The organism is Roseovarius carneus (genome assembly GCF_020141465.1).
Taxonomy (GTDB): Bacteria; Pseudomonadota; Alphaproteobacteria; order Rhodobacterales; family Rhodobacteraceae; genus Roseovarius; species Roseovarius carneus.
On the sequence record NZ_JAHSPD010000001.1, the window covers coordinates 2,935,649 to 2,962,473 of the forward strand.

A 26,825-nucleotide genomic window follows, 5' to 3' on the forward strand; every position below is an offset into this window, starting at 1 on the left:
TTTCAGGTTGGGTTGATTGGCAGGCTTCATTCTGCCGGTAAATGTGCTGCGGGTTCTTGAGCTGGTTGCAGCAATTCTCTGTTGACCCGTTTCAGGGCCAGCCTTTTCCAGATCACGAAGATCGACGGAATGACAAAGAGCGTCAGAAGGGTCGCGGTCGCCATGCCACCGATCATCGGAGCCGCGATCCGCTGCATGATCTCGGACCCGGTTCCGGTGCCGTACATGATCGGAATGAGGGCTGCGAAGATGGTTGCGACTGTCATGACTTTGGGACGGACGCGTAGGAGCGCGCCTTCAAAAACAACCTCTTCCACATCTAGCGAGGTCATTTCGCGCCGCTCAGTCGCGGCTTCTTTCTTGCGTTTTTCCCATGCCAGATTGAGATAGAGCAGCATCACGATGGCCGTCTCAACCGCCACGCCAGCCAGCGCGATAAAGCCCACCAGAACAGCGACCGAAATATCGAAGCTGAGATACCATAGGAACCAGACGCCCCCGGCCAAGGCGACAGGCAACGCAGCAAGTATAATCCCCACCTCGATTACCCGATTGAAGGCCATGAACAGCATCAGTGTGATAATCAGAAGTGTCGCCGGGGCTACGAGCTTGAGCCGTTCCTGCATGCGTTCGATGTATTCGTATTGCCCGGACCACGTGATCGAATAACCCGTTGGCAGTGTGACCTGATCGGCGACGAGCGCACGGGCTTCATTGACATAGCCACCCAAATCGCGCCCCGCGATGTCGATGAATACAAATCCGGTGCGTCGCGCATTTTCGGACCGGATCATGGCAGGTCCATCGACGACTTTTATTTCCGCCAGACTGCCGAGCGGAATGTGCGCACCCGAGGGCGTCACTACCGGCAGATCCCGCAGCCTTTCGGGGCTGTTGCGCCATTCCTGCGGGTAGCGCAGGTTAATCGGGAAGCGTTCCAGCCCCTCGACGGATTCCGACACCTGCATGCCGCCGATGGCGGTCTGCACAACATCCTGAATGTCACGCACAGACATCATGTAGCGGGCAGCGGCATCGCGATCGACATTGATCTCAACAAAACGCCCGCCAATGGGGCGTTCAGCGTAGGCCGATGCCGTACCATCAATATCGGCCACCACGCGCTCCACCTCGATCCCGATCTGTTCGATCACACTGAGGTCTGCGCCGGATATCTTGACGCCCACGGGTGTCTTGATGCCGGTCGCCAGCATGTCGATCCGGTTCTTGATCGGTTGAATCCAGACATTGGTAACGCCGGGGATCTGTACCACGCGATCAAGCTCGTTGCGGATCATCTCCATCGTCATGCCGGGCCGCCAATCTTCCTCGGGCTTCAACTGAATGGTGGTCTCGATCATCGTCAACGGCGCAGGATCGGTGGCGGTGTCCGCCCGGCCTAGCTTGCCATGCACGGTCAGGACCTCGGGCACCGTCGCAATCAGGCGGTCGGTCTGTTGCAAGACCTCGCGCGCCTTGCCGATAGACACACCGGGATAGAGCGATGGCATATAGAGAAAATCGCCCTCGTTGAGTTCGGGCATGAATTCGGTTCCGATGCGCTGAAGCGGCCACATCATCGAGGCGACAAGTACGCCCGCCAGCACCGTCGTGGCCCATGGCCACGCCACGGCGGCGTCCAAAAACGGGCGGTAAATCCAGATCACGATCCGGTTCAGTGGGTTCTTTCGTTCAGGCAGAATGCGCCCGCGCACAAAGTAACCCATAAGCACCGGCACCAGCGTGATGGACAGGATCGCGGCGGCGGCCATCGCATAGGTCTTGGTGAAGGCAAGCGGTTTGAAAAGCCGCCCTTCTTGGCTTTCCAGCACGAACACCGGCAGGAAGCTGACCGTGATGATCGCAAGCGAATAGAATAGTGCGGGCCCGACCTCTGAGGCGCATTCACTGACGATGCGCCAACGATTTTCGTTGGTCAGTTTCTCCTTTTCGATCCGCCGGTGCATCGCTTCGATCATGACGATCGCGGCGTCCACCATGGCGCCGATGGCAATGGCGATGCCGCCCAGCGACATGATATTGGCGTTCACCCCTTGCAACTTCATGATGATAAAGGCCGCAAAAATGCCAAGCGGGAGCGACAGCAGGATCACCAGCGACGACCGGATGTGCAAAAGGAAAGCCGCACAAACCAGAATGACGACGATGAATTCTTCGGTCAGTTTCTTTTGCAGGTTCTCGATCGCACGCTCGATCACGCCCGCGCGGTTGTAAGTGGTGACGATCTCGACACCTTCGGGCAGGCTGGATCGTAGCTCTTCGATGCGGGTTTCCACGGCCTTGATCGTGGCCAGCGCATTGCCGCCCCAGCGCAGGATCACCACGCCGCCGACGGCGTCACCCTCTCCGTTGAACTCGCCCACACCCCGTCGCATCTCGGGGCCAAGGCGAATGTCGGCGACATCGGCCAAAGTGATTGCCGCACCGCGCGCATTCACCATCAACGGCGCTTTGGCCAGATCGGCCAGTTCGTCGACATAACCCGTAGAGCGGACCATGAACTCGGCCTCGCCCATCTCGATCACGCTACCGCCTGTCTCGCGGTTTGCGCCCTGGATAGCGTTGCGGATCTGGGCAAGCGTTACATCATAGGCGCGCAGTTTGTTGGGATCGACGACGACTTGGTATTGCTTGACCATGCCACCAATGGTTGCCACTTCAGATACCCCATCGACGGTCTGCAGCTCGTACTTCAGGAACCAGTCCTGAAGCGTGCGCAACTCGGCCAGATCATGGCCGCCGGTGCGGTCAATGAGCGCATATTGGTAGATCCAACCCACGCCGGTCGCGTCTGGTCCAAGCTGGGGTGAGACACCTTCAGGCAGATCGGCAGCGATCTGGCCAAGGTATTCCAGCACCCGCGTGCGCGCCCAGTAAAGATCGGTGCCATCCTCGAAAACAACATAGACATAGCTGTCACCGAAGAACGAAAACCCGCGCACGTCGCTGGCCCCCGGCACGGCAAGCATGGCGGTTGCAATGGGATAGGTGATCTGGTCTTCGACCACCTGCGGCGCTTGCCCCGGATAGGGCGTTTTGACGATCACCTGTACATCCGACAGGTCCGGAATCGCGTCTACGGGGGTTTCCCGAATTGCCCAGATACCCGCAACGGCCATCATCACCGCGAGAGCCAGAATGATCACGCGGTTCGCGATGGAAGCGCGAATGATGGCCGGGATCATTGGATCACCTCTGGAGCCGCAGCCACGCCAACTAGCGTCAATGAGAAGTCCGCGTTGCGCTTGAGCAGAAGCGTGACCTCGTCTCCCTCCGGCAAGCGCGACACATCAACTGACGGATCAATGACGAAATCCATCGTCATCCCCGGCATTCCGATCTCCATCATCGGGCCGTGGGTGATGTTTGCCATACCCGCCGCGGCATTGATGGCATTGATGGTGCCTGACACTTCCATCGGCGGAGTAATAGGTTCGGCGGACGCAAGGATCATCGTCATACCATCCGGGCGGGCGAAGGTCAGGGTCATCTCCTGCCCGGTGATCAAAGCGGCAGGATCAAGCGCCGCGTCCAAGGCGAAGCCCATGGTCATGCCGGGCATCCCGATCTCGACAATTGGTCCGTGCGCGATCGTGGCCACGCCGGTCTCTTGATCAACACTCTCGATCGTTCCAGACACCACAATCGGCGAGGCCGCAGCATTGTCTGTTGCCGCTTCCATCGGCTCAGACATGTTCATCTCGTTGTCGCTCATCATTCCGTCGCCTCTCACGGCGACGATTGTGAAGAGCCCGTTCTCCCCTTTGGACAAATCAAACTCGACGGGCTGATCGAGCGGCACCTCTGCCACGTCGAACCCTGCGACTGGCATGTCCATCTGCATTGAAGGCCACCCCAATTCCGGGATCGGATCATGAGATAGTGTCAGTTTGCCATCCGCCGTAACGGCCATGACAGTTCCTGTGCCTGTTGCGGCAATTCCATCGTCGCTGCCAAGCTCGATCAGGCTGAACAACCCGTCCGCGCCGCGTGCCGCGCGGAATGCCACCTGCAGACCCGGTTCCAACCGGCCCAGCGGAATATCGGCGCGCAACGGAAAACGCGATGTCATCGCAGGCCAATCCAGCGCGTCCAGTGCCGCATGTCTGATCGTGGCGCTGCGGTTTTCGATGTCGAGCGCAATCAACTCGCCAGTGCCTCGCGCTGGGGCCTCATCTGTCGGCGCCATGCGCATCAGACCAGCGCTCAAAGCGCTCTCGCTGTCGATCAGAAACTGAGCAGACGCCACGACTTCTTCACCAGGCGCCAGTCCCTGCACGACTTCCGTTCGGCCACCTCCGCCAAAGTTGTCACGGAGACCTGTTGTGATCAGGCGTGGCTTGAATGTGCCTTCTCCGGTTTTCAGAATGACGCGTTCGGCAGCGCCCGTGCGAATGATCGCCTCGGTCGGGACCGTCAGCGCCATGCGTGTCTCGTTGGGGATGAGGCTGACATTTCCGAACATGTTGGGCCTGAGCAGCCCCTCCGAATTATCAAATCGCAAGCGCACGGGCAGCGTGCGCGTCTCAGCATCAAGTTCGGGATAGATGTAATCGACCACGCCCTCGAAGGTGCGTCCGTGCAAATGCTCAAACCGAGCGACCGCGCGCATATCATCCGTCATGCGCGCGATGTCACGCTCAAAGACATCCACGATCAGCCAGACGGCACTGAGGTCGGTCAAAGAGACGGCGCGAACACCAGGTTGCAGGAACATCCCATCTGCTGCCTCGAGGGAGATGACCACCCCGTCCTGCGGGGCCAAAACCTCAATGTTACGCGCAAGCACACCTTCGGCTTCGATCCGGGCGATCTGGTCGTCCGACATGCCGAGGCTCCGCAAACTGCTGCGTGCGGCTTCGAGGATGCGGGGGTCGCCATCTTCAACCGCGCGCACCAGATCGCTGCTGGCAGAGCCGATCTGGGGCGAGAACATTTCGAATAGGACGTCGCCCTTGCGCACCGGATCACCGACGGCGCGGACGTTCAACGCCTCGATCCAGCCCTCCACACGGGTGTGCACATGGCTTGTCAGGTGTTCGTCATAGCCCACAAAACCCACCGTCTCGATCCGCTGCGAAATCTCGGCGGTCTGCGCAATCGCGGTGCGGACACCGATCGCATTGATCTCGGCCGCTGACAGCGTCACCTCGGATGGATCACCCGAAGGTTCCTGACCCGCAAAGACCGGCACCAAATCCATTCCCATCGGGGATTTGCCGGGACCCGATTGCCGAAAATTGGCATCCATCGGAGCAACCCAATAGAGGATTTCTGGCCCTGTCGATCCGGCCATGTCCGATGGATTGAAATACAGTCTTTCCAGATAGATGCCACCAGCAACCCCGGCGGCAAGCGCCAGAATGCTCAGGGCTGAATATCGTCCACGCATTGTTGCCTCGACCCCAGTTCCGACAACGGAACTGTTTCTAATAAATTGCAGTCGCGCAGTCGCAGGATGCGGCCACGGTTCGGAAATCAATCAGAGGTTTCTTGGGGGTCGATCTTTTGAGGAGCTGACGCCGGAAGTCATAAGCCTGCCGCGATCCAGCAATGTGGCATCGGGCAAAAGCATGCCCGCCGCGAGGATTTCCGATGACGGGAACGTCATGTGAAAGCAGCATGTTGAAAGCACGCAGTGCGCGCACTTCTCCTGTGACACACCATTTTCTTGGGCGGTTTCGGCAGTGTTCGCCATCTTTGCCAGGTGCATCGGACAGTCACTCTCTGCACCCGACATGACTTGGTGGTGCGCCTGACTATCGAACATAGAGGCAGCGGCATGTGCAGAAGGCGATATGAGCTGAAAAACGAATGCCAGTATCAGGAGCAAAAGCCCCATCGGTCGCAAAACCGACCCGATCCCGAATCTTTCATTCAGCCATGTCATGCAGCGTTCTTCCAGTGTTCACGACCGAAATGCAAGTCAGATCAGCGTGAACGGGCTGATCAGCGAAGATCTGCGAACGCCAAGGCCTTGCAAATAAAAGCTGATTGATCGTTCACACGAAACGCTTTCAAGGTCTGCCGTATCCAACTTATCATCGTTTTCCTTTTTTGTTTGGAACCTTCCACCGTAGGAATGTTGTTTGTTTTCAAAGGCTGCAATTTGGAGAATGACAATGAGTTACTCGCGATTTCTAACAATGATCGTCACATCGACGGTCGTAATGTTCGGGTTAATGTATCTGAATACATATGCGTTGGGACACATCCAGTTCAGCGAAACACGGACGTATATGGCGCTTTACATGGGCGCCGTAATGGCTGTCATAATGCTTCTCTTTATGTGGGGCATGTACAAAAAACAGGCATTCAACTATGCCATAATAGCATCAAGCGTCGCTATCTTTGCCGTATCGCTCTACCTGCTGCGATCACAAACAACCGTTCAAGATGTGTCTTGGATGCGGGCGATGATTCCGCACCACTCCATTGCGATCTTGACCAGTGAGCGCGCGGAAATCTCTGACCCACGGGTGCAGCGACTTGCCCAAGACATCATTGAAGCGCAACGCCTCGAGATTGCGGAAATGAATGCCTTGATCGCTGACCTTCAGGGAGGTCCACCCGCGACGCCGGAAATAGATGGGCGATGAGGCGGCCTTGACCTTCCAGTCACTGGAAGGACTATGTTGCGCCCATGGAGGACCTGAGAATGTCGGAGACAGCACTCGCAGAGAAAATCATCACGCGCGATCCCGTGTGCGGAATGACAGTCGATCCCGACGCGGGCAAACCGCGATTGGAGCATGATGGGCATGTCTATCATTTTTGCCACGACGGATGCAGGGACAAGTTCGTAAAAGATCCCGAGGCGTATATCGAGGCGACCGATCCCGTTTGTGGGATGACCGTCACGCGGGCGACAGCACAGTTTCTGTCAAAACATGAAGGTGAACGTTTCTACTTCTGCTCGGGACGCTGCCAGCACAAATTTGATGAAGCTCCCAACGACTATCTGGGGGATCGTGCTGAGAGTGAACCGATGCCGGAAGGCACCATGTACACCTGCCCGATGGACCCTCAGATAGTTCAGGAAGGCCCGGGTGACTGTCCGATATGCGGCATGGCACTCGAGCCGATGATGCCCACAGCTGATGCAGGACCAAACCCCGAATTGGTCGACTTTCGACGCAGGCTCTGGATCGGAGGACCATTGGCGCTGGCCGTCCTGGCGCTTGAAATGGGCGGGATGATCGGCATTCCGTGGGCTGGGTGGTTCGGCGCTGAAACCGTCCGCTGGCTTCAGTTCCTGCTCGCTTCACCGGTTGTCCTCTGGATCGCGCTCCCATTCTTCAAGCGTGGCTGGTCGTCGATCGTGACCGGCAATCTCAACATGTGGACGCTGATCGCGATTGGCACGGGTGCCGCCTATGCCTTCAGCCTCGTTTCTCTCCTCGCACCGGGTATTTTCCCTGCCAATCTATTGGGCGATCACGGTCCGCCACTCTACTTCGAGGCTGCGGCCGTGATCCTTATCCTTGTCTTGGTCGGGCAGGTGATGGAGCTGACGGCCAGAGAACGGACCGGTGACGCGATCCGCGCACTCATGGATTTGGCTCCCAAGACGGCGCGACGCGTAACGGATGCTGGCGACGAAGATGTAGCACTTGATGACGTGGTCACAGGCGACAAGCTACGGGTGCGGCCCGGTGAAGCTGTGCCCGTGGATGGAATTGTATACGAAGGCCGATCATCAGTAGATGAAAGCATGCTCACCGGGGAACCTGTCCCGGTCGAGAAGGCTGCGGGAGACGCGGTCACGGGCGGCACTCTCAACAAGACCGGTTCGTTCGTGATGACAGCGGAGGCCGTGGGCAGCGATACGGTACTTTCAAGGATCGTTGCAATGGTTGCGAGTGCTCAGCGTTCGCGCGCGCCAATCCAGGCGATGGCAGACCGGGTGGCAGGCTACTTCGTGCCGATCGTCATCGGTATTGCAGTGCTGGCTTTCGTTGTCTGGATGGTCTTCGGCCCAACACCAGCACTCGGCTATGCGGTTGTGGCTGCCGTCAGCGTTCTGATCATCGCTTGCCCCTGTGCCCTCGGGCTAGCCACACCGATGTCGATTATGGTGGCAACTGGACGGGGCGCTCAGGCAGGTGTCCTGATCCGAGACGCAGAGGCGCTGGAACGATTTGCAAAGGTGGATGTTCTCGTGCTCGACAAGACAGGCACGTTGACGGAAGGAAGGCCGACTCTGACGGATGTTGTCGCCTTGGGCGATAAGACAGAGGAAGAGGTTTTGGGGTATGCGGCAGCTCTTGAACGCGGCTCAGAGCACCCTCTTGCCGAGGCTATCCTGAAAGGTGCCGGGGAGCGCGGGGCCGGGAAGCTGGACCTAGCGGATTTCAGTGCGGTCACTGGCAAAGGTGTCCGCGGCAGAATTGACGAAACCGAAGTCGCCCTTGGCAACACGGCACTGATGCAAGGCCTCGGCGTCGACATTTCTGCTGTCAAAGATCAACTGGCCGCGTTCCAGAACAGCGGAAAAACCGCCATGCTCTTGGCTGCAGACGATAAACTTGCCGGGATTGTCGCAGTTGCCGACCGGATCAAAGACACGACACCTGCGGCCATTCGTGATCTGCATGCAGCCGGTCTCAAGATCATCATGGCGACAGGAGACAGTCAAGGCACCGCAGACGCCGTCGCCCGAGACCTCTCGATCGATGAAGTGCATGCCGAGGTCTCGCCCGAAGACAAGGCGGATCTGATCGCGGAACTGAAAGCGAAGGGATATTCGGTCGCTATGGCTGGCGACGGCGTGAACGACGCGCCCGCCCTTGCGGCGGCGGATGTCGGCATCGCAATGGGCACAGGCGCGGATGTTGCGGTGGAGAGCGCTGGCGTCACCCTGCTGAAGGGCAACCTCGGCGGCATCGTGCGTGCGCGGGTTCTGGCGCAAGCCACGATGCGCAATATCCGCCAGAACCTGTTTTTCGCTTTCATCTACAACACGGCGGGCGTCCCGATTGCAGCGGGCATCCTGTTCCCAGTTTTTGGCGTGCTTCTGTCACCCATGATTGCTGCGGCGGCAATGAGCCTGTCGTCGGTATCCGTGATTGGCAACTCGCTGAGACTGCGGGGTATCAAGTTATGAAGCTGGTCGTCTCAATCGGAATCACGACTGCACTGGTGGGTATGGTTGCATTCTTTTTCTTTGACGCAGGTCCGAAGACCTCTGTCATCGGTGAAGACTATCTGCCGAACCTTGCGCGCGGTGAAGCGGTCTATGCGGAGGCATGTGCTTCATGTCATGGCGCAAATCTAGAAGGGCAACCGAATTGGAAATCCCCGGGACCAGATGGACGTCTACCCGCACCGCCGCATGACGAAACCGGCCACACATGGCACCATCCAGATCGATTGCTGCTTCAAATCACCGCTTTGGGCACTGCAGCCGTGGTCGGAAATGGATATGAAAGCAACATGCCTGGTTTTGGCGAAATGTACTCAGAAGATGAGCTTCGAGACGTGCTGGCATGGATCAGTACCCAATGGCCCGATCGCGAGCGCGATCACCAAGCGCAAGTCACCGCGCAGGACAGCCAAAGCAATTGACGTGCGTTGACCGCCACGATCGTATTGCAAGACTAAGCTGCTATGAGACGAGGCGCACACGCCCGCGTGCCGGCCTGATCACCCTCCCTTGTTTCTCAAGTTTGGCGATTGCCCTGTAAAGTGCGGGTGCAGTCACATCCAGATCCTGCGCCAATGAAAGAAGCGGAACGTCTTCCGGCAAATCATCGTTCTCATCCACCACCTCGATGAGCCTCGCGATAATGCCCTCGGTCAAAGGCTTGGTTGCCCTCAGTTCGAGCAAGCGTCGGGACTGCATCAGCGACCTAGACAGATACATAGCAAAACGCTGTGCGAGGTCAGGGGATGTCGCCAAGGCATCCAGAACCGCCTTCCGTGGCAATATATCGATCGCGGCAGGTGTAGATGCCACAGCGTCGCAATGGCAGGATTCAGCAAAAAGGGATGCTTCAGCGAAGGTTTCGCCCTGCCCTGCCGCGTGAATGCGTATCGAACGCCCCGTCTCGGAGCACCTGACCAGATCAATCCGTCCTTCATGCACCTTCATGAAACCGGGGGGCGTTTCTCCTTGGCGAAACAGGACTTCACCGCCGTTCAGAATGACCCGCCTCACCTTGGCCGGCGCGCAATTGTAGTTCAGCTCAGCAAAGAAATCGAGAAACGGCATGACCATGATCATATTCGCATAGAGCGCTCGATGCTACCTATCATACCAGCCAAAAAGGAAACTCCTGTGAAAGTTCTTTATCTCCCTTGCCTTATCCTGACTTGGACGCTTGCGACGGCGAGTACGACGTCAGCTCAGCACAGTGATCATCAAAATCATGGCAGCATGAATTCGATCACGACCATGCCAATTGAACCCGGTGACGCCTCTTTTGCCGCAATTGCCGAGATCGTGAAAATTTTGGCGCAAGACCCGGACACCGATTGGGAGCGAGTTGATATCGACGCCTTGCGCGTTCACTTGGTCGACATGACCCAGCTAATTCTGGGCGCGAGCGTTGAAACGGAAGAGATACAGAATGGCCTTCGAATGACAATATCGCAGTCGGGCCGTCCGGGGGAAGCCGCATCCCGCATGGTCCCCGCGCATGGTCCCGTGCTTGCTAGTGAAACCGGTTGGTCATCGACTGTCGTTTCCAACGAAGGATTGATCACTTGGACCGTGATCGACCCTGAAGACGGCGATGTCTTTCAAATTAGGTCACTTGGTTTTTTTGGTCTGATGGCGACTGGGGATCATCACAGAGAACACCATATCGCTATCGCAAAGGGTGTTTCGACTCATTAGCGAGTGACCGCTTCGACCACACCACTAAAGCTGATCCATATCTCTATCAAAGGCTACGGTGTGCTTATCGTATGCTCGGCCAATGCTGATGATAATCATCAATAACAATTGGGTGGCTGTGTGATCGGCCACCGCGAACATGCGGGTGATCTTCTGGAAGATCATCATGAACATGTTCGAAAGTTCCAGTATCGTCACGCGCCCAAAGTAAGACCCCACAAATTATCCCAATGGCTGCGAGCAATGCCAAGAATGCAAAGGCCGTTGTGGGTCCCGTGATGGTAAGCAGCCAGCCTGCGAGCGGGTATGTCACCAGCCAGCAGGCGTGTGATAAAGCAAACTGAGCAGCGTAGACGGCGGGTCTGTCTTCAGCGTGCGCGGATCGTTTGAGTAGCCGCCCTGATGGGGTCAGCACGACAGAATAGCCGATCCCTATAACGAACCATCCCGCAAGCAGTGGGAGCCACTGCGTGTCGTAGATCAGTGAGATCAGCGACAGACTGAGCAGCGAGATAACCAGCACTGCCGCACCGCCGATCATCACCGGGCGGTCGGGGAAGTTGTCCAGAAGTCGGGGAAGCAAAAGGGCGGCCAGCATTGACCCGCCACCGAATGCACCAAGGGCAATGGCGACTTGCGCATCCCCAAGCCCCAGATTGGCGCGGACCAGCACCACCGTGTTCACCAACACCATAGCACCCGCTGCTGCCGCTGCGAGGTTGAGCGACAACAGCCCGCGCAGGCGCGGTGTGGCGAGGTATATCCGCATCCCGCGCGTGGTGCGATCATAGATGCCCCGATGTGCGGTTGGTTGCGGGCTGGGCAGCGGAACCGACACGACCAGAAAAGCCGAGCCAACGAATCCGATCACGGTGCCGAAGAACAACGCATGATAGCTTACGAAGGTCAGCAGGATTGCGGCTAACATCGGGCTGATGATGTTCTCAAGGTCGTAGGCCAGCCGTGAGAGCGACAGAGCCCGAGTATACCGGTCTTCCTCTGGTAGGATGTCGGGGATGGTCGCCTGAAACGTCGGCGTGAACGCGGCAGATGCGGATTGCAGCACGAAGATCAGGATGTAGGCCTGCCAAACCTCGGTTACGAATGGCAGGCACAGCGCCACAGCGGCGCGCACCAAGTCGAGGCTGACCAGCATCGTGCGGCGCGGCCACCGATTGGCGAAGGCCCCAGCGATGGGCGCAATTCCGACATACGCCACCATTTTTATGGTGAAGATCGTGCCCAGCACCAGCCCGGCACGTTCGCCTGACAGATCATAGGCCAAAAGCCCCAGAGCGATTGTTGCAAGACCTGTCCCAAGCAGGGCCACGATCTGTGCAAGGAAGAGATGCCGGTAAGTGCGATCAGCCAGGACAGAGAGCATGGGCCTTCCTCATAGGTACTTGGTGATCACCTTGAACTCCGCGGTTGCAGGCGCTCCATCGCTGCCCGCACCGGCCATGGCAGCATCAAGGCAATGGTCGATATGATCTTGAATCAGGGTGCGTTTGGCCTGCGTGATGGCCTTTTCGACAGCATGGAGTTGCTGCGCGATTTCGGTGCACGGGCGCTCCGCCTCGATCATCTCGATCACGCTGAGAAGATGGCCGTTGGCACGTTTCAGCCGCTTGATGATATCGGGGTGGGTTGCATGGGGCGTGTGTTTTGTCATAAACAGACGGTATCCCCCCTGGGGGGATAGAGCAAGCGGGCCAAGACCTGCAGAAACGGGCACATGAAACGACAGGTGAACTCAGTCCTGCGCTATGCAATGATCATCGCTTTGGCGGTCGGGATCATGCTGTCGCCTTATGCGCAGAGCGAGCTGCATGAATTTGCCGAGATCGCAGAACTCCTGGCCGAGCATCAGGCCGAGATCGAAGACCATGGCCATTCCCATGATGATATCGTGGATATTCTGCATATTTTCCAAGGCCATGCACACGAAATGGCTGACCACGACCACAACACCGCCTATCTATCCCCCAAACGCGGCTTGGGCTTCATTGCAGCTTCTAGCGCCAACTGGTCGCTGACAGAAACCGCAGCGTCCGACCGCAGTGCCTACGATCTGGATCGACCGCCACGAGTGTGAAGTCGCGCCTTTCTGGCGCTGTCTTCCATCACACTCAATAAACGGAAAATCAAAATGATACTCAACCGATCTTATCGGTCAGGGCACCCGTCGCATATTTTGCGGCAGTCCCTGATCGTCTTCACAACCAGCCTCTTGGTGCTGATCGCATTCGCGACCTCGGCTTACGCCCATGCCGTGACCCCCGGTGACGCGGGCTACATTCAGGAGATTTTCGGGGTTCATATCATCTCGTTCATCTATCTGGGCGCAAAGCACATGATTACGGGATATGACCATATCCTGTTCCTGCTCGGCGTCGTCTTCTTCCTATACCACATGAAAGACGTGGCGATTTATGTCAGCATTTTTGCGGTCGGCCACTCCGTCACCATGATTGCGGGCGTCTGGTTTGGCTGGGGCATCAACGCGTATATCATCGATGCCATCATCGGCCTGTCGGTCGTCTACAAGGCCCTCGACAACCTTGGCCTCTATCAGAAATGGCTCGGGTTTCAGCCAAACACCAAGGCCGCAACCCTGATCTTCGGTCTGTTCCATGGCACCGGCCTTGCGTCAAAAATCCTGGATTATCAATTGTCCGAAGACGGGCTGCTCGCGAACCTTCTGGCCTTCAACGTGGGCGTCGAGGTGGGTCAGCTTCTGGCGCTTTTCGTGATCCTCATCGTAATGGGGTATTGGCGTCGCACCCCCAACTTCATGCGTCAGGCTTCTGTCGCGAACATCATCGTGGTCGGCCTTGGCCTTCTGCTCACCTACCAGCAGATCGCAGGCTATATCGCCAGCACATAGAGATTGGAAAGAACAATGAACAACGCACCGAAACCTAACATCGAAGACCTGCCGACCCCCACCCAACTGCGCCGGTCCACGATCATTGCCAGCCTGATGGCAGTTGCCATAGGCGTTATGGTTTACCTGCCCGCCGAATACGGCACCGACCCCACAGGCGTAGGGAGCATCCTTGGCCTGACGGAAATGGGCGAAATCAAGCAGCAGCTTGCCGCCGAAGCGGCGGCGGACGAAGCGCTTCATGGCAACGATGACAGCTCATCTCTGATGAATGATATCTTCGGCCTATTCGTCGGGGCAGCACACGCACAAGAGGCCTGGCAGGACGAGATCACATTTACCCTCGCGCCCGGCGCATCCACCGAAATCAAGGCCACGATGGAGGAAGGTGCCACTATGAACTACGCGTGGGTCGCTAGAGGCGGGCGGATCAACTTCGATCTTCACGCTCATGCAGATGGTGAGGAAGTGACCTACGACAGAGGTCGCGGCCAAACATCTGGTGACGGCAGTTTTCAGACCCCCTTCGCGGGGGATCACGGCTGGTTCTGGCGAAACCGTGATGATGCTGACATCACAGTGATCCTGCAATTGCGTGGCGACTACAGCGAGATCGTTCGTAGCGAGTGATGCAAGAAACCGGCCACCCGCTCAGGGATGTGCGGGTGGGCTGTTCGCTACACCGGACTTTAAATGGAAAGGCGCAGGACGACGCCGCCGTTGCCGTTGCGATTTGGAATGTCTCCTATCGCTGTCAGTGCTCCCTGCTACAAAGCTCATGATCGGCCAAAGCTGCGAGCACATAACAATCTTCGGATATGCCATGCCCATCGCAACCCTTGGAGATTCGGGTCAGTTCCTTTTCCAATAGCTTGAGCCGTTTGATTTTCTGACGCACGTCCGCAAGCTGCGAAACAGCAATGTCTGTCGCCGCAACGCACGATCGGTCTGGATGCTCCTGTAGTTCAATAAGCGATGAAATGGCTTCAATCGAAAACCCCAGATCGCGCGCATGGCGGATGAAACTCAGCCGTTCCAATCCGGTTTTGTCATAGCGTCTTTGGTTACCACTTGTACGCTCGGCCTCCGCTAAAAGGCCCATTTCCTCGTAGTACCGGATGGTAGGGACCTTGACCTTGGTGCGCTTTGAAAGCTCGCCGATAGAAAACATGAAGAAACCTCTTGAACCTCTAGTCACTAGAGAGTGTAGATAGGGTGGGACACAGACTCAAGAGGCCACCATGACCGACCAATACCTGTCCCCGACACCCTTTCTGGACTTCGACGCGACACCCATTCAGCGCCTAATTGCTGACCGTGACTGGCTGTCCCTTTCACAAACCGACCGGATTGGCGCTCCGTATGACTTTGTCCGCAACGAAATTCTGTTCGGCTACAATTCTGATGATGCGTTGCCAGCCTCCAAGGTGCTGGCTGACGGCTATGGGCAGTGCAATACGAAGGGGACGCTGCTCATGGCGCTCCTGCGCGCCCTTGGTGTACCGTGCCGCTTCCATGGTTTCACCATCGACAAGCGATTGCAGCGTGGGGTCGTGCCAGAGCTTGTCTATCCGCTTGCTCCTCGTAACATCATCCATTCATGGGTCGAAATCTATCATGGCGGGCAGTGGTTGAACCTCGAGGGCTTCATTCTGGATGCAGCCGTCCTCGCCGCCTTGCAAGATGCTTTCCCGCAGCGTCAATCCTTGTGCGCCTATGGTGCGGGCACGGATTGCCTGCAAAATCCGCAAGTCGAATGGCGCGGGGCCAGCACTTACATTCAGAAGACTGGTATCAACCACGACTTTGGCACGTTCGACGATCCCGATACATTTTATGCATCCCACCGTCAGTTGACCGGCATCAAGGGTCTTCTCTATCGCCTCATAGTTCGCCACTGGATGAACCACCGCGTCAAGAAGTTGCGGAGAGGTCATGTGCCGAGCATTCCCGGTGGCGAGGCAAGCCTCGTGCCAACTCAATCGGATTTCAAAACGAAGGAGGCAATCTAATGGCCGGTTGCTGCGGACACGACGCCAAGTTTGACGGCGTATCAGATGACTACAAACGACGTCTCTGGATCGTCATTGCCCTCAATGCGACAATGTTCGCGGTGGAAATGACGGCCGGTCACATTGCCAAATCGCAAGCGTTGCAAGCCGATGCTCTCGACTTCGCGGGTGACGCAATGACCTACGGTATCTCTCTGGCCGTCATCGGGGCGTCACTTCGCGCCCGCACCAATGCCGCGCTGTTCAAGGGTTTCAGCCTCATGTTGATGGGGCTTTGGGTCTTCGGATCGACTGTCTACCGCGTGTTTTATGTCGGGGTTCCCACAGCCGAGATTATGGGTGTTGTTGGCTTTCTGGCTTTGCTCACCAACCTTGCCAGCGTTTTCTTACTGGTGCGTTATAAGGACGGGGATGCCAACGTGCGGTCCGTCTGGCTCTGTTCGCGCAATGACGCCATCGGCAACGTCGCCGTCATTTTCGCAGCCTTGGGCGTCTGGGGTACAGCAACAGGCTGGCCTGACCTGATCGTTGCAACAATCATGGCTGGGCTGTTCCTGTCGTCCGCTTTCCAGATCGTGCGGCAAGCCCTCGCAGAGCGGCGGGAAATAGTCGACCGCAAACACGCAGAGGCATGATGCAGGGTTTTCTAGTTACTTTGGGTCTGGTGGTTGCCGCTATGACCCTTGCAGCAATCCTCTGGTCGATTGCCTTTCCTGATCGGCGCATATGGCCGCCAAAACGCTACACTAGGCTTACGCCTTTCCTTGTTTGGGTACCAACATTCACGCTGTTCGGGGTTCTCATCCTGCTTGGTGTCTGGGGCTGGGCTGATCTGGCCATACCGAGTTGGTTGCGGTTTGGCGTCGGCCTGCCACTCATCCTGATCGGCAACGTCGTCGTATGGATGGAAGTCTCACATTTTGGAGTGCCGCAGACGGGTGGAGCCAAGGGCACCCTGCGCACCGAGGGCATGTATCGCTACTCGCGGAACCCGCAGTTTATAGCTGATATTTGCATCGTCATTGGTTGGATGATCCTGTCAGCAGCGCCTTGGGCCATGGTTGTCGGACTGGCTGGAATAGTTGTGCTTATTGCCGCCCCATTTTCTGAGGAGCCTTGGCTCAAAGACCAATACGGCACCGCATTCGAAGACTACTCAAAGCGAGTGCGGCGTTTCCTCTGAGGTGGGGCCAAAACCTGCAAAGCGGACACTCGTGTATCGTGCAGCATTGGTGCTTCTGGGCTCAAATCGGTCATTCGCCGCAAGGATCGCAAACGACTGCCCACTAAAAACCTGTCCCTCAACAAAGAAACGGTGCGTTAGTTTCTCTTGAGCGACCTCGCCGCGTCCCTGTCTTTCTACGCTAGCGTACTTCTACTCCCTTGACGCTATTGCCGGGCGATCATTTCAGGTTTCTCTAATTGTCCCCAATCTAGGGCCGTCCACCGACGTCCCATCGCGCGGGGATGCACATGACGGCACAACATCGATACTCCCAAGCAGTTTCACGCGGTTCTCGCATGTTGCGCACCGCGCTTGGCTCGGCCATCGCCGGATATCTAGACGATGCGCAAGTCGTCGAAGTCATGCTCAATCCTGATGGACGGCTCTGGATTGACCGTCTGTCCGAAGGTCTTTGCCCGACCGATCACTGCGTTTCCCATGCGGATGGCGAGCGCATCATCCGCTTGGTCGCCCATCATGTCAGCATCGAAGTCCATGCGGGCGCGCCGCGCGTCTCCGCAGAGCTACCCGAAACCGGAGAACGGTTCGAAGGGCTACTTCCACCAGTAGTTGCCGCACCCACATTCGCAATTCGCAAGCCTGCCGTGGCAGTCTTCACGCTTGGAGATTATGTGGCAGCCCACATAATGACTAAAGCACAGTCAGAAACGCTCCGCGTTGCAGTCGCCGACCGTTGCAACATCCTCGTCGCCGGCGGCACCTCCACCGGCAAGACCACACTCACAAACGCTCTTTTGGCGGAAGTTGCCAAAACCGAAGACCGTGTCGTTCTGATCGAGGACACACGGGAGTTGCAGTGTGCGGCCCCGAACCTGGTGGCCCTGCGCACCAAGGACAATGTCGCCTCGCTCTCTGATCTAGTCCGCTCTTCATTGCGTCTGCGGCCTGACCGCATTCCCATCGGTGAAGTGCGCGGTCCAGAGGCGCTCGATCTCCTAAAAGCCTGGGGCACAGGTCATCCCGGCGGCATCGGCACAATCCATGCCGGGACCGCTCTTGGTGCCCTGTGTCGAATGGAGCAGCTCATTCAAGAAGCCGTCGTCACTGTCCCGCGCGCCTTAATCGCCGAGACTATCGACCTCGTCGCCGTCTTGTCGCGACGCGGTCTCGCACGCCGTCTCTCTGAACTGGCGCACGTCGAAGGCCTCGATGCGACCGGCGATTACCGTCTTTCCCCCGCAACCGACACCAACAAAGGATCCTCTTGATGTTCGTCCATGGAAAACCCATCTTCCGGGCGGTCAATGCACTCTGCATTTCTGCCTTCGTCTCACTGACATTAGCCTCCCCTGCGCGGGCAGCAGGCTCCTCGATGCCTTGGGAAGCACCGCTGCAGGCAATTCTGGAATCCATCGAAGGCCCGGTCGCCAAGATCATCGCCGTAATGATTATCATCATTACCGGCCTGACCCTGGCCTTTGGCGACAGTTCCGGGGGCGCGCGACGGCTGATCCAGATCGTCTTCGGCATCTCGATTGCCTTTGCGGCATCGAGCTTCTTTCTTTCGTTCTTCTCCTTTGGTGGCGGGGCGGTGATCTGATGCATCATCCAGATATGATCCCCGGCTTCGTCATCCCGGTCCATCTGGCGCTGACCGAACCGATCCTGCTTGCAGGCGCCCCACGCTCCATTGCCATTCTCAATGGCACGTTTGCCGCCGCCATCGGGCTTGGCTTGCAGCTTTGGCTGGTAGGGTTGCTGATCTGGATCGCTGGTCATCTTGCGGCTGTCTGGGCGGCGAAACGTGATCCACTTTTTGTCGATGTGGTGCGCCGTCATCTGCGCATCCCCGGCCACCTTGGGGTATGATGGATGATGAACCTCGCCGAATACCGACGCAAATCCTCGCATTTGGCCGATTTCCTACCCTGGGTGGCGCTTGTCGGCGCGGGCGTTGCCCTCAACAAGGACGGCTCTTTCCAGCGCACTGCACAGTTTCGTGGTCCCGATCTCGACAGTGCAGTGCCCGCCGAACTGGTCGCGGTCGCGGGCCGGATCAACAACGCACTGCGGCGGCTCGGCTCTGGCTGGGCAGTCTTCGTCGAGGCGCAGCGCGTCCCGGCCCTCTCCTATCCCGACAGCCAATTCCTCGATGCAGCGTCGGCTTTGGTGGATGCAGAGCGCAAGGCGCAGTTCGAGGAGGAAGGCGCGCATTTCGAGTCGCAGTATTTCCTGACGTTGCTGTATCTGCCACCCGCCGAAGAGGCCGCGCGGGCAGAACGGTTTTTATACGAAGGACGCGATCGTGAGAGCGGGGCCAACGCCCGCGAGACGCTGGCGGGCTTTGTCGATCGCACTGACCGCATTTTGCAACTTCTTGAGGGGTTCATGCCCGAGTGTGTCTGGCTCGATGACGCCGAGACCCTCACCTACCTGCATGCAACGATCTCGACCAAAGTGCAGCGCGTCCGCGTGCCGGAAGTGCCGATGCATCTGGATGCGCTGCTCGCCGATCAGCCGCTTACTGCGGGATTGGAGCCGATGCTGGGGAACGCCCATCTGCGCATTCTGACGATCACCGGTTTCCCGAGTGCGACGATGCCAGGAATCCTCGATGATCTCAACCGGCTGGCCTTCCCGTATCGCTGGTCGACCCGCGCGATCATGCTCGACAAGACCGACGCCGCGCGGCTCCTCGCCAAGATCCGGCGACAATGGTTCGCCAAGCGCAAATCCATCGCTGCCATCCTCAAGGAGATCATGACCAACGAGACTTCGGCCCTTCTCGATACTGATGCCCACAACAAGGCGATGGATGCCGATGCCGCCCTGCAGGAACTCGGCTCCGATCTGATTGGCGAAGCCTATGTCACCGCGACAGTCACGGTCTGGGACGCGGACCCGCGGCTTGCCGACGAAAAGCTGCGCCTCGTCGAAAAGGTCATCCAGGGTCGCGATTTTACCTGCATTGCTGAGACGACCAATGCGGTCGAAGCCTGGCTCGGCTCCCTGCCCGGCCATGTCTACGCCAATGTCCGCCAGCCGCCAGTCTCGACGCTCAACCTCGCCCACATGATCCCGCTCTCGGCTGTCTGGGCGGGTCCCGCACAGGATGATCACTTCGCGGCCCCGGCGTTACTCTTTGGGCAGACCGAAGGCTCGACCCCGTTCCGGCTCTCCCTGCATGTCGGCGATGTCGGGCACACACTGGTCGTCGGACCGACCGGCGCAGGCAAATCCGTACTGCTGGCTCTCATGGCGCTGCAGTTCAGGCGCTACGCGGGGGCCCAAGTCTTCGCCTTCGATTTCGGCGGATCGATCCGTGCCGCGGCCCTGGCCATGGGCGGTGACTGGCATGATCTCGGCGGTGCGTTGTCCGACGGTGTGTCCGACCCCGTCGCCTTGCAGCCGCTGGCCCGCATTCATGAACCAGCGACCCGCAACTGGGCTGCCGACTGGATCGCCAGCACCCTGGCGCGTGAAGGCGTGACGGTGACACCAGATGTAAAAGAACACCTTTGGTCTGCACTTTCATCTCTGACCTCAGCACCGGTGGGCGAGCGCACTCTGACGGGCCTTTCCGTCTTGCTGCAATCCCAGGACATCAAGCGCGCCTTGCAGCCCTATTGCATCGGCGGCCCTTTCGGCCATCTGCTTGATGCCGAAGAGGAACGGCTCGGCACCGCCACCGTCCAGGCCTTCGAGACTGAAGGGCTCATCGGCACTGGCGCGGCCCCTGCCGTGTTGGCCTATCTGTTCCACCGCATCGAAGCCCGCCTCGACGGCTCGCCAACTCTGCTCATCATCGACGAGGGCTGGCTGGCACTGGATGACACAGGTTTCGCCGGGCAGCTGCGCGAATGGTTGAAAACCCTGCGCAAGAAGAATGCGAGCGTCGTCTTCGCGACCCAGTCACTTGCGGATATCGACGGCTCGGCCATCGCGCCCGCGATCATCGAAAGCTGCCCGACCCGGCTGTTCCTGCCGAACGAACGTGCCTTGGAGCCACAGATTGCCGAAATCTATCGCCGCTTTGGCTTGAACGACCGCCAAATCGACATTCTCGCCCGAGCCACACCAAAACGCGATTACTACTGCCAATCGCGGCGCGGCAACCGGCTCTTCGACCTCGGTCTGGGCGAGATTGCTCTCGCCTTCACCGCCACATCTTCCAAATCGGATCAGACAGCGATCACCCGCATTCTCGCCGAACACGGGCGCGATGGTTTCGTCTCGGCCTGGTTGAGCGAACGCGGTGTCGATTGGGCCGTCGGTCTACTTCCCAACCTGACCAATCTCGCCCCCGCGCCACCAGTTTCCGACATCGAAGAACAATACGGAAAAGACCCAGCAGCGGGTCCCGCACCCCTCACGCAAAAGGAGACTTCCCCATGACCACTAAACACCTCACCCTCCGCCTTGCGACGGCGCTTTTCCTTGCCGTTCCCGTGACAGCAACACTCACCGCCACACCTGCCCTCGCGTTTTTCGGCGGCTTCGGGCGCATCGTCTACGACCCGCAAAACCACGCCGAGAATATTGTCTCCGCCGCCCGCGCACTCGAACAGATCAACAACCAGATCACCTCGTTGCAGAACGAGGCGCAGATGCTGATCAATCAAGCGCGCAACCTGACCAGCCTGCCCTATTCGGCCCTGCAGGACCTGCAGCAATCGGTGCAACGAACGCAGCAGCTTCTGGGCGAGGCACAGCGGATTGCCTATGATGTCCAGGCAATCGATCAGGCCTTCCAGACAGATTATGGCCCGGCGTCGCTGACGGCCACCGATCAAGCACTCGTCGACGGGGCCCGCGAGCGGTGGCAAACCACTGTTGGTGGATTGCAAGACGCAATGCGGATGCAGGCCGGAGTGGTCGGCAATCTCGAGACCAACCGCGCACAGATGTCAGCTTTGATTGGCGAAAGCCAGGGCGCGACGGGGGCCTTGCAGGCGACACAGGCCGGCAATCAGCTTCTCGCCCTGCAATCGCAGCAGATCTCGGACCTGACAGCGTTGATGGCCGCGCAAGGACGCGCCCAGAACCTGGAAGCGGCGCAAATGGCCGCCGCCCAAGAGCAAGCCCGCGAGCAGCGGCGGCGGTTTCTGGAGCCTGGCACCGGCTATCAGCCGGGCAATGCGCAGATGTTCCAGAACTGAGGTTTGAGATGAAAGGCGCGCTCCTCCTTCGGCTTGGCATGGGTGTTCTCGCCTTCATGGCTGTCCTCGGCGCATTGCTGGAGATCGCCCGTGAGGATGACATTGACACCCTATCCATCCCCGAACGGCCCGAGGTGAATGATCCGCTGCGCGCAGAGCTGCAGCGCTGCCGGGACCTTGGAGACGCCGCTTTGGACGATCAAGACTGCGGCGCCACCTGGACTGAAACTCGCCGCCGGTTCCTGACCCCGGCTCCATCCTCAGACCCGGAGGAGTGACCCAATGGGTGGTACCGGCGTCATCGACCGCTTCCTCGAGGTCTTCACCAGCTACATCGACAGCGGCTTCGGCCTGTTGGGTGGCGAAGTTGCCTTCCTTGCCACGACACTGATTGTCATCGATGTCACGTTGGCGGCTCTCTTCTGGGCCTGGGGCGCGGATGACGACATCCTCGCGCGTCTGATCAAGAAAACCCTCTTTGTGGGCGTCTTCGCCTACATCATTTCGAACTGGAACGCGCTCGCACGCATTGTTTTTGAGAGCTTCGCCGGGCTTGGTCTGCAGGCGAGCGGCACCGGGTTCAGCGCCACAGATCTGATGCGTCCCGGGCGCGTGGCCCAGGTTGGGCTCGACGCTGGACGGCCAATCCTTGCGTCGATCTCCGACCTGATGGGCTATGTCAGCTTCTTCGAAAATTTCATCCAGATCATCGTGCTGATGTTCGCCTGGATCATGGTGCTGCTCGCCTTCTTCATCCTCGCGGTGCAGCTCTTCATCACCCTGATCGAGTTCAAGCTGACAACGCTCGCTGGGTTCGTGCTGATCCCATTCGGCCTTTTCGGCAAGACCGCGTTTCTCGCCGAACGGGTGCTCGGCAACGTCGTCTCTTCTGGCGTCAAGGTGCTGGTGCTCGCCGTGATCATCGGCATCGGGTCGAGCCTTTTCGGTGAGTTCACGTCCGGGTTTGGGGGAGATCAGCCCAATATCGAAGAGGCCATGGCCATCGTGCTGGCCGCCCTTTCCCTTCTTGGCCTCGGCATCTTCGGTCCCGGCATCGCCAACGGGCTGATCTCCGGCGGACCGCAACTCAGCATGGGCGCAGCCGTGGGCACCGGGCTCGTCTCCGGAGGTGTCACCGCCGTCGGCATGGCCGGAACGGGTATGGCCGCAGGCGCTGCGGGACGCGGCGTGCTCGCCGGTGCCCGCGGCGGGGCCGCAACCGTCGGTGGGGCTTCCGCAACGTACAGTCTCGGATCGGCCGGACGAACCGGAGCCGCAGGGGTCGCCTCTGGGGTCGGTGGTATCGCGCGGGCTGGTGCCGGTGTCGCCAGCAGTCCCTTGCGTCGCGCCGCGTCAGCCTTGAGCGACAGCGCCCAGGGTGGCGCACGAGCGGCTGTTGCGACCAGCGGCGGGGCAATCACCGGCGGCAGTAATCCTGATGCCTCAACATCTTCGTCCAGCCCGCCCGCGTGGGCCGCGCGCATGGGTCGCGCGCAAACGCTTCACCACGGCGCGACCGCCGCCACCCATGCCCTGCGCTCAGGCGACAGCTCCGGCGGCGGCACCTCTGTCAGCCTTTCGGAAAGGGATCCCTAATGTTCAAACGCCCCTCGCTCACCTACGGCAAGACACCGGAACCCGAGACCCCCTATCAGAAGGCGGCACAGGTCTGGGACGACCGCATCGGATCGGCCCGCGTGCAAGCCAAGAACTGGCGTCTGATGGCTATCGGATCGCTGTTTCTGTCAACAGCACTGGCCTTCGGTCTCGTCTGGCAATCCACGCAAGGCACCGTCGTGCCTTGGGTCGTCGAGGTGGATCGGCTGGGCGAGGCCCGCAGCGTCGCCCCCGCCAGTGCCGACTTCGAGGTGACCGACCCGCAGATCGCCTATCACCTCGCGCAATTCATCGAACGGGTCCGCGCGATCCCGGCCGACCCCATTGTCGTGCGCCAGAACTGGCTGCGCGCATATGAGTTCACCACTGATCGCGGTGCGATGGCGCTGAATGATCATGCCAGGTCCAACGATCCTTTCGCTCAGATCGGTGAGGTTCAAATCTCGGTCGATGTCTCCAGCGTCATCCGCGCCTCACCCGACAGTTTCCGCATCGCCTGGACCGAACGGCGCTATCAGGACGGCAGCCTTGCCGCGACCGAGCGCTGGACAGCGATCCTGACCATTTCGGTCCAGCCACCGCGCAGCGCCGAACGGCTCCGTCAAAACCCGCTCGGCATCTACGTCCACGCCATCAACTGGTCACGGGAGCTTCAGCAATGATACGTTTGCACACGACTATCCCCATCACACTGACCGCGTGTCTACTGCTGAGCGCCTGTGCAACCTACACCCCACCCGAAATCGACTATGACAGTGATGTTCCCGCCTTGCCCGCGCCTCCGCCGCCCGTGGTAGAAGAACCGCTGCGAGCGGTCCACACGCCGCCGCCCTGGACCCCGTCGCGGGGCGGCGACGCGGATGCGGCCACCGCGGAGGCCCGCGTCATCAATGCCAATACGGCCGCCCGCGTCGAACCCCGCCGCGAGGGCTACTACAATGCGATCCAGGTCTTCCCCTACAGCGAAGGTGCGCTCTACCAGATCTATGCCGCTCCAGGTCAGATCACCAACATCGCGCTCGAACCCGGCGAGCAATTGACCGGCGCGGGGCCGATTGCAGCCGGAGACACCACCCGCTGGATAATTGGCGACACCGAAAGCGGCAACGGGCGCAGCGCCCGCGTCCATATCCTCGTCAAACCCACTCGGCCGGACATTTTCACCAATCTCGTCATCAATACCGACCGGCGCACCTATCTGCTGGAACTGCGCGCCAAGGAGACCTCCTACATGGCGTCTGTCGCCTGGTCCTATCCGCCGGGGCGTGCACTACCGCGCCCGCCTGCAATCGAACGGCCCGTGATCCCTCCGGCCAGCCAGCGCAACTATCGCTATGGACTGCAAGTCGAAGGGAACACCCCGCCCTGGCGGCCGGACAGTGTGTTCGACGATGGCCGCCGCGTCTATGTCGTCTTTCCACGCGGGATCGTGCAGGGCGAGATGCCGCCCCTCTTCGTGCTCGGAACCGATGGGAGCGCGGAACTCGTCAACACCCGCGTCTTCCGCAACGTCCTGATTGTGGATCGGCTTTTTGCGGCCGCCGAGTTGCGGCTCGGAGGTGACGATCAACAGGTGGTCAGGATTGTGCGCACCGATGGGAGACCGCGTCCATGACCACGTCAGCCTCAGACTCCAGAGTGTCGCCCTCGGCCAACCCAAGTGACCCGTTCCGGCTACGGCCCGATCCGCCCCGCGTCGTGCGCCTCTCCCGCAAGGTCCTCGGCGGTATCGCGGTCATCACAGCGGTTGGTATCGGCGGAGCCTTGATCTTCGCCTTGCAGGACCGCCCGACCCGAGATCGCCCCGGCGAACTCTTCACCACCGAAAATCGCCCCACCGCAGACGAACTGCGCCGTCTGCCCTCAGATTACAGTGGCGTCCCGCAACTCGGACCCGCCCTGCCCGGAGACCTCGGACGCCCAATCCTGAGGACACAGGACGCGGGTCAACCTGTTCCCGCCTCGCCCATGCCGGGACCAGATCCTGCCGAGCAACGCCGTTTAGCTGAAGAAGAGGCCGCCCGCACAAGCGAAGTGTTTTTTGCAACGCAATCACCGACCGCTCCTTCGGGCTTCGCTGCACCAAGTGCCGCATCTCCGGGTAGCTTCACCGCACCACAACCAGACGGCGGTGCACAAACGGATCAAGATCGCCAACTCGCCTTCCTCAATGCCCCTGTCGATCGTCGCATCGTTGCCCCGGATCGTGTCACCCCACCCGCCTCGCCTTACGTCCTTCAGGCGGGGTCCGTCATTCCCGCTGCCCTCGTCTCGGGCATTCGCTCTGACCTCCCCGGCCAAATCGTCGCTCAAGTGACCCAGAACGTCTATGACAGCCCATCGGGGCGATATCTTCTCCTGCCGCAGGGGAGCCGACTGATCGGTGAGTACGATAACGGCGTCGGCTTCGGTCAGCGACGTATCCTATTGGTCTGGAACCGGATCATTCTGCCAGACGGTCGGTCGATTGTTTTGGAGCGCCTGCCCGGGACCGACAGTGCTGGTTATGCTGGCCTCGAGGATGGCGTCGATCATCATTGGGGAGACCTTTTGCGAGCCGCCGGACTCGCCACCCTACTCAACATCGGTACGGAACTCAGCGCAGACGAAGACGATCCGGTCGCCCGCGCGATACGCGACGGCGTTCAGGACACCATCGGCAATGCCGGCCAGGGGATCGTCAGCCGCCAGTTGGATGTGCCACCGACGCTCACCATCCGGCCAGGATTCCCCGTTCGGGTGATTGTCACGCGCGATCTGATCCTTGAACCCCGAGGAGATCACTGATGACTAAATTGAAACTGGGAGCTTTGTCAGACGACAAACCCGTGAAGCTGACAATTGAAATGCCCGCTGCGATCCACCGGGACCTTGTCGTCTATGCAAAGGTGCTGGAACGCCAAACTGGCCAAACGCTTGACGATCCGGCCAAACTGATCAGCCCAATGCTTGAACGCTTTATGGCAACAGATCGAGGATTTGCAAAGCTGCGGCGAGAGGTGCCGAAATAGCGCCGTTCCGCTGCTTTGCGACCGGCAATCACGTAAGTAGCAGGTCTTTCTGCTACGCCACATTGCGCCACTGCATCTCGTTCTAGCCGTGA

The 26,825-nt window shown here is 59.2% G+C and carries 28 protein-coding genes; 21 read left to right on the plus strand and 7 right to left on the minus strand.

Going from position 1 to position 26,825, the window contains the following annotated elements; all coding sequences use genetic code 11:
- Positions 1-26: 26 nt before the first annotated feature.
- The 3 genes from KUD11_RS14510 to KUD11_RS14520 form a co-directional block, all read right to left on the minus strand.
- Positions 27-3,206, minus strand: coding sequence for an efflux RND transporter permease subunit (locus KUD11_RS14510; protein ID WP_109384038.1), 3,180 nt, complete (start codon positions 3,204-3,206; stop codon positions 27-29).
- Positions 3,203-5,413 (minus strand): efflux RND transporter periplasmic adaptor subunit, encoded by a 2,211-nt coding sequence (locus KUD11_RS14515; RefSeq protein ID WP_109384037.1) that lies wholly within the window; start codon positions 5,411-5,413, stop codon positions 3,203-3,205. The genes KUD11_RS14510 and KUD11_RS14515 overlap by 4 nt, the downstream gene beginning before the upstream one ends.
- Before the next feature lie 90 nt (positions 5,414-5,503).
- Positions 5,504-5,911, minus strand: coding sequence for a hypothetical protein (locus KUD11_RS14520; protein ID WP_146190812.1), 408 nt, complete (start codon positions 5,909-5,911; stop codon positions 5,504-5,506).
- A gap of 256 nt (positions 5,912-6,167) precedes the next feature.
- Here KUD11_RS14520 and KUD11_RS14525 point away from each other — a divergent pair, with 256 nt between their 5' ends.
- The 3 genes from KUD11_RS14525 to KUD11_RS14535 are packed head-to-tail and all read left to right on the plus strand — an operon-like array spanning position 6,168 to position 9,588.
- Entirely contained in the window at positions 6,168-6,620 is a 453-nt protein-coding gene (locus KUD11_RS14525) for a DUF305 domain-containing protein (RefSeq protein ID WP_224380270.1), read from the plus strand.
- Between the two features lie 59 nt (positions 6,621-6,679).
- Positions 6,680-9,127 carry a heavy metal translocating P-type ATPase gene (locus tag KUD11_RS14530; protein WP_109384035.1) on the plus strand — a complete coding sequence of 816 codons (2,448 nt, stop codon included), beginning with the start codon at positions 6,680-6,682 and terminating at the stop codon, positions 9,125-9,127.
- On the plus strand, positions 9,124-9,588 hold the full coding sequence (locus KUD11_RS14535) for a c-type cytochrome (RefSeq protein ID WP_109384034.1): 465 nt from the start codon (positions 9,124-9,126) through the stop codon (positions 9,586-9,588). Before KUD11_RS14530 ends, KUD11_RS14535 begins: the two co-directional genes overlap by 4 nt.
- A 40-nt stretch (positions 9,589-9,628) precedes the next feature.
- Here the strand turns inward: KUD11_RS14535 and KUD11_RS14540 are convergent, their stop codons facing one another.
- A complete protein-coding gene (locus KUD11_RS14540; protein WP_109384033.1) occupies positions 9,629-10,246 on the minus strand; it encodes a Crp/Fnr family transcriptional regulator in 618 nt (205 codons plus the stop codon).
- A 54-nt stretch (positions 10,247-10,300) separates the two neighbouring features.
- On the opposite strand from KUD11_RS14540, the gene KUD11_RS14545 reads away from it, so the two are divergent.
- Positions 10,301-10,861, plus strand: a complete 561-nt coding sequence (locus KUD11_RS14545; RefSeq protein ID WP_146190811.1) for a hypothetical protein — start codon at positions 10,301-10,303, stop codon at positions 10,859-10,861.
- Between the two features lie 64 nt (positions 10,862-10,925).
- Here the strand turns inward: KUD11_RS14545 and KUD11_RS14550 are convergent, their stop codons facing one another.
- Both KUD11_RS14550 and KUD11_RS14555 read right to left on the minus strand, forming a co-directional pair.
- Positions 10,926-12,245, minus strand: a complete 1,320-nt coding sequence (locus KUD11_RS14550) for an MFS transporter (protein ID WP_109384031.1) — start codon at positions 12,243-12,245, stop codon at positions 10,926-10,928.
- A 9-nt stretch (positions 12,246-12,254) separates the two neighbouring features.
- Positions 12,255-12,533 (minus strand): metal-sensing transcriptional repressor, encoded by a 279-nt coding sequence (locus KUD11_RS14555; RefSeq protein WP_109384030.1) that lies wholly within the window; start codon positions 12,531-12,533, stop codon positions 12,255-12,257.
- A 63-nt stretch (positions 12,534-12,596) separates the two neighbouring features.
- Here KUD11_RS14555 and KUD11_RS14560 point away from each other — a divergent pair, with 63 nt between their 5' ends.
- The 3 genes from KUD11_RS14560 to KUD11_RS14570 all read left to right on the plus strand — a co-directional run bounded on the left by KUD11_RS14560 (position 12,597) and on the right by KUD11_RS14570 (position 14,378).
- Positions 12,597-12,956, plus strand: coding sequence for a hypothetical protein (locus KUD11_RS14560; RefSeq protein WP_146190810.1), 360 nt, complete (start codon positions 12,597-12,599; stop codon positions 12,954-12,956).
- Positions 12,957-13,094: 138 nt separating this feature from the next.
- Positions 13,095-13,748 (plus strand): HupE/UreJ family protein, encoded by a 654-nt coding sequence (locus tag KUD11_RS14565; protein WP_450103306.1) that lies wholly within the window; start codon positions 13,095-13,097, stop codon positions 13,746-13,748.
- Between the two features lie 15 nt (positions 13,749-13,763).
- Entirely contained in the window at positions 13,764-14,378 is a 615-nt protein-coding gene (locus KUD11_RS14570; RefSeq protein WP_109384027.1) for a transmembrane anchor protein, read from the plus strand.
- A 124-nt stretch (positions 14,379-14,502) separates the two neighbouring features.
- Here the strand turns inward: KUD11_RS14570 and KUD11_RS14575 are convergent, their stop codons facing one another.
- Positions 14,503-14,919, minus strand: coding sequence for a MerR family transcriptional regulator (locus KUD11_RS14575; RefSeq protein ID WP_109384026.1), 417 nt, complete (start codon positions 14,917-14,919; stop codon positions 14,503-14,505).
- A 70-nt stretch (positions 14,920-14,989) separates the two neighbouring features.
- On the opposite strand from KUD11_RS14575, the gene KUD11_RS14580 reads away from it, so the two are divergent.
- From KUD11_RS14580 to KUD11_RS14645, 14 genes are all read left to right on the plus strand, one after another.
- Positions 14,990-15,760: a transglutaminase-like domain-containing protein gene (locus KUD11_RS14580; protein WP_109384025.1), complete on the plus strand. Its 771-nt coding sequence runs from the start codon at positions 14,990-14,992 to the stop codon at positions 15,758-15,760.
- Positions 15,760-16,395 (plus strand): cation transporter, encoded by a 636-nt coding sequence (locus tag KUD11_RS14585; RefSeq protein WP_109384024.1) that lies wholly within the window; start codon positions 15,760-15,762, stop codon positions 16,393-16,395. The genes KUD11_RS14580 and KUD11_RS14585 overlap by 1 nt, the downstream gene beginning before the upstream one ends.
- 41 nt (positions 16,396-16,436) lie before the next feature.
- Positions 16,437-16,943, plus strand: a complete 507-nt coding sequence (locus KUD11_RS14590; protein ID WP_181375234.1) for a methyltransferase family protein — start codon at positions 16,437-16,439, stop codon at positions 16,941-16,943.
- A gap of 338 nt (positions 16,944-17,281) precedes the next feature.
- The gene (gene trbB / locus KUD11_RS14595) at positions 17,282-18,214 is read left to right on the plus strand and encodes a P-type conjugative transfer ATPase TrbB (RefSeq protein WP_450103356.1); all 933 of its coding nucleotides are present in this window, start codon (positions 17,282-17,284) and stop codon (positions 18,212-18,214) included.
- On the plus strand, positions 18,214-18,546 hold the full coding sequence (locus KUD11_RS14600) for a TrbC/VirB2 family protein (RefSeq protein ID WP_109384022.1): 333 nt from the start codon (positions 18,214-18,216) through the stop codon (positions 18,544-18,546). The genes trbB and KUD11_RS14600 overlap by 1 nt, the downstream gene beginning before the upstream one ends.
- Positions 18,546-18,815 carry a VirB3 family type IV secretion system protein gene (locus KUD11_RS14605; RefSeq protein WP_109384021.1) on the plus strand — a complete coding sequence of 90 codons (270 nt, stop codon included), beginning with the start codon at positions 18,546-18,548 and terminating at the stop codon, positions 18,813-18,815. Before KUD11_RS14600 ends, KUD11_RS14605 begins: the two co-directional genes overlap by 1 nt.
- A 3-nt stretch (positions 18,816-18,818) precedes the next feature.
- On the plus strand, positions 18,819-21,341 hold the full coding sequence (gene trbE / locus KUD11_RS14610) for a conjugal transfer protein TrbE (RefSeq protein ID WP_109384020.1): 2,523 nt from the start codon (positions 18,819-18,821) through the stop codon (positions 21,339-21,341).
- Positions 21,338-22,105, plus strand: a complete 768-nt coding sequence (gene trbJ, locus KUD11_RS14615) for a P-type conjugative transfer protein TrbJ (protein ID WP_109384019.1) — start codon at positions 21,338-21,340, stop codon at positions 22,103-22,105. Before trbE ends, trbJ begins: the two co-directional genes overlap by 4 nt.
- An 8-nt stretch (positions 22,106-22,113) precedes the next feature.
- Complete coding sequence (gene trbK-alt / locus KUD11_RS14620; protein WP_109384018.1) at positions 22,114-22,383, plus strand: putative entry exclusion protein TrbK-alt; 270 nt, start codon at positions 22,114-22,116, stop codon at positions 22,381-22,383.
- Positions 22,384-22,387: 4 nt separating this feature from the next.
- On the plus strand, positions 22,388-23,701 hold the full coding sequence (gene trbL / locus KUD11_RS14625; RefSeq protein WP_109384017.1) for a P-type conjugative transfer protein TrbL: 1,314 nt from the start codon (positions 22,388-22,390) through the stop codon (positions 23,699-23,701).
- Complete coding sequence (gene trbF / locus KUD11_RS14630) at positions 23,701-24,384, plus strand: conjugal transfer protein TrbF (RefSeq protein ID WP_109384016.1); 684 nt, start codon at positions 23,701-23,703, stop codon at positions 24,382-24,384. Before trbL ends, trbF begins: the two co-directional genes overlap by 1 nt.
- Positions 24,381-25,337, plus strand: coding sequence for a P-type conjugative transfer protein TrbG (trbG, locus tag KUD11_RS14635; protein WP_109384015.1), 957 nt, complete (start codon positions 24,381-24,383; stop codon positions 25,335-25,337). The genes trbF and trbG overlap by 4 nt, the downstream gene beginning before the upstream one ends.
- Positions 25,334-26,509 (plus strand): TrbI/VirB10 family protein, encoded by a 1,176-nt coding sequence (locus KUD11_RS14640; RefSeq protein WP_109384014.1) that lies wholly within the window; start codon positions 25,334-25,336, stop codon positions 26,507-26,509. The genes trbG and KUD11_RS14640 overlap by 4 nt, the downstream gene beginning before the upstream one ends.
- Entirely contained in the window at positions 26,509-26,733 is a 225-nt protein-coding gene (locus KUD11_RS14645) for a DUF2274 domain-containing protein (RefSeq protein ID WP_109384013.1), read from the plus strand. Before KUD11_RS14640 ends, KUD11_RS14645 begins: the two co-directional genes overlap by 1 nt.
- Positions 26,734-26,825: the final 92 nt, after the last annotated feature.

Coding starts and splice junctions, on each gene's coding strand:
- KUD11_RS14580 (WP_109384025.1), top strand. CDS start 14,990: ATGACCGACCAATACCTGTCCCCGACACCCTTTCTGGACTTCGACGCG.
- trbK-alt (WP_109384018.1), top strand. CDS start 22,114: ATGAAAGGCGCGCTCCTCCTTCGGCTTGGCATGGGTGTTCTCGCCTTC.
- KUD11_RS14540 (WP_109384033.1), bottom strand. CDS start 10,246: ATGATCATGGTCATGCCGTTTCTCGATTTCTTTGCTGAGCTGAACTAC.
- KUD11_RS14640 (WP_109384014.1), top strand. CDS start 25,334: ATGACCACGTCAGCCTCAGACTCCAGAGTGTCGCCCTCGGCCAACCCA.
- trbF (WP_109384016.1), top strand. CDS start 23,701: ATGTTCAAACGCCCCTCGCTCACCTACGGCAAGACACCGGAACCCGAG.
- trbL (WP_109384017.1), top strand. CDS start 22,388: ATGGGTGGTACCGGCGTCATCGACCGCTTCCTCGAGGTCTTCACCAGC.
- KUD11_RS14590 (WP_181375234.1), top strand. CDS start 16,437: ATGACCCTTGCAGCAATCCTCTGGTCGATTGCCTTTCCTGATCGGCGC.
- KUD11_RS14585 (WP_109384024.1), top strand. CDS start 15,760: ATGGCCGGTTGCTGCGGACACGACGCCAAGTTTGACGGCGTATCAGAT.
- KUD11_RS14530 (WP_109384035.1), top strand. CDS start 6,680: ATGTCGGAGACAGCACTCGCAGAGAAAATCATCACGCGCGATCCCGTG.
- KUD11_RS14560 (WP_146190810.1), top strand. CDS start 12,597: ATGAAACGACAGGTGAACTCAGTCCTGCGCTATGCAATGATCATCGCT.
- KUD11_RS14555 (WP_109384030.1), bottom strand. CDS start 12,533: ATGACAAAACACACGCCCCATGCAACCCACCCCGATATCATCAAGCGG.
- KUD11_RS14575 (WP_109384026.1), bottom strand. CDS start 14,919: ATGTTTTCTATCGGCGAGCTTTCAAAGCGCACCAAGGTCAAGGTCCCT.
- trbJ (WP_109384019.1), top strand. CDS start 21,338: ATGACCACTAAACACCTCACCCTCCGCCTTGCGACGGCGCTTTTCCTT.
- KUD11_RS14525 (WP_224380270.1), top strand. CDS start 6,168: ATGATCGTCACATCGACGGTCGTAATGTTCGGGTTAATGTATCTGAAT.
- KUD11_RS14550 (WP_109384031.1), bottom strand. CDS start 12,245: ATGCTCTCTGTCCTGGCTGATCGCACTTACCGGCATCTCTTCCTTGCA.
- KUD11_RS14645 (WP_109384013.1), top strand. CDS start 26,509: ATGACTAAATTGAAACTGGGAGCTTTGTCAGACGACAAACCCGTGAAG.
- trbG (WP_109384015.1), top strand. CDS start 24,381: ATGATACGTTTGCACACGACTATCCCCATCACACTGACCGCGTGTCTA.
- trbE (WP_109384020.1), top strand. CDS start 18,819: ATGATGAACCTCGCCGAATACCGACGCAAATCCTCGCATTTGGCCGAT.
- KUD11_RS14600 (WP_109384022.1), top strand. CDS start 18,214: ATGTTCGTCCATGGAAAACCCATCTTCCGGGCGGTCAATGCACTCTGC.
- KUD11_RS14605 (WP_109384021.1), top strand. CDS start 18,546: ATGCATCATCCAGATATGATCCCCGGCTTCGTCATCCCGGTCCATCTG.
- KUD11_RS14510 (WP_109384038.1), bottom strand. CDS start 3,206: ATGATCCCGGCCATCATTCGCGCTTCCATCGCGAACCGCGTGATCATT.
- KUD11_RS14570 (WP_109384027.1), top strand. CDS start 13,764: ATGAACAACGCACCGAAACCTAACATCGAAGACCTGCCGACCCCCACC.
- trbB (WP_450103356.1), top strand. CDS start 17,282: ATGTTGCGCACCGCGCTTGGCTCGGCCATCGCCGGATATCTAGACGAT.
- KUD11_RS14515 (WP_109384037.1), bottom strand. CDS start 5,413: ATGCGTGGACGATATTCAGCCCTGAGCATTCTGGCGCTTGCCGCCGGG.
- KUD11_RS14535 (WP_109384034.1), top strand. CDS start 9,124: ATGAAGCTGGTCGTCTCAATCGGAATCACGACTGCACTGGTGGGTATG.
- KUD11_RS14520 (WP_146190812.1), bottom strand. CDS start 5,911: ATGACATGGCTGAATGAAAGATTCGGGATCGGGTCGGTTTTGCGACCG.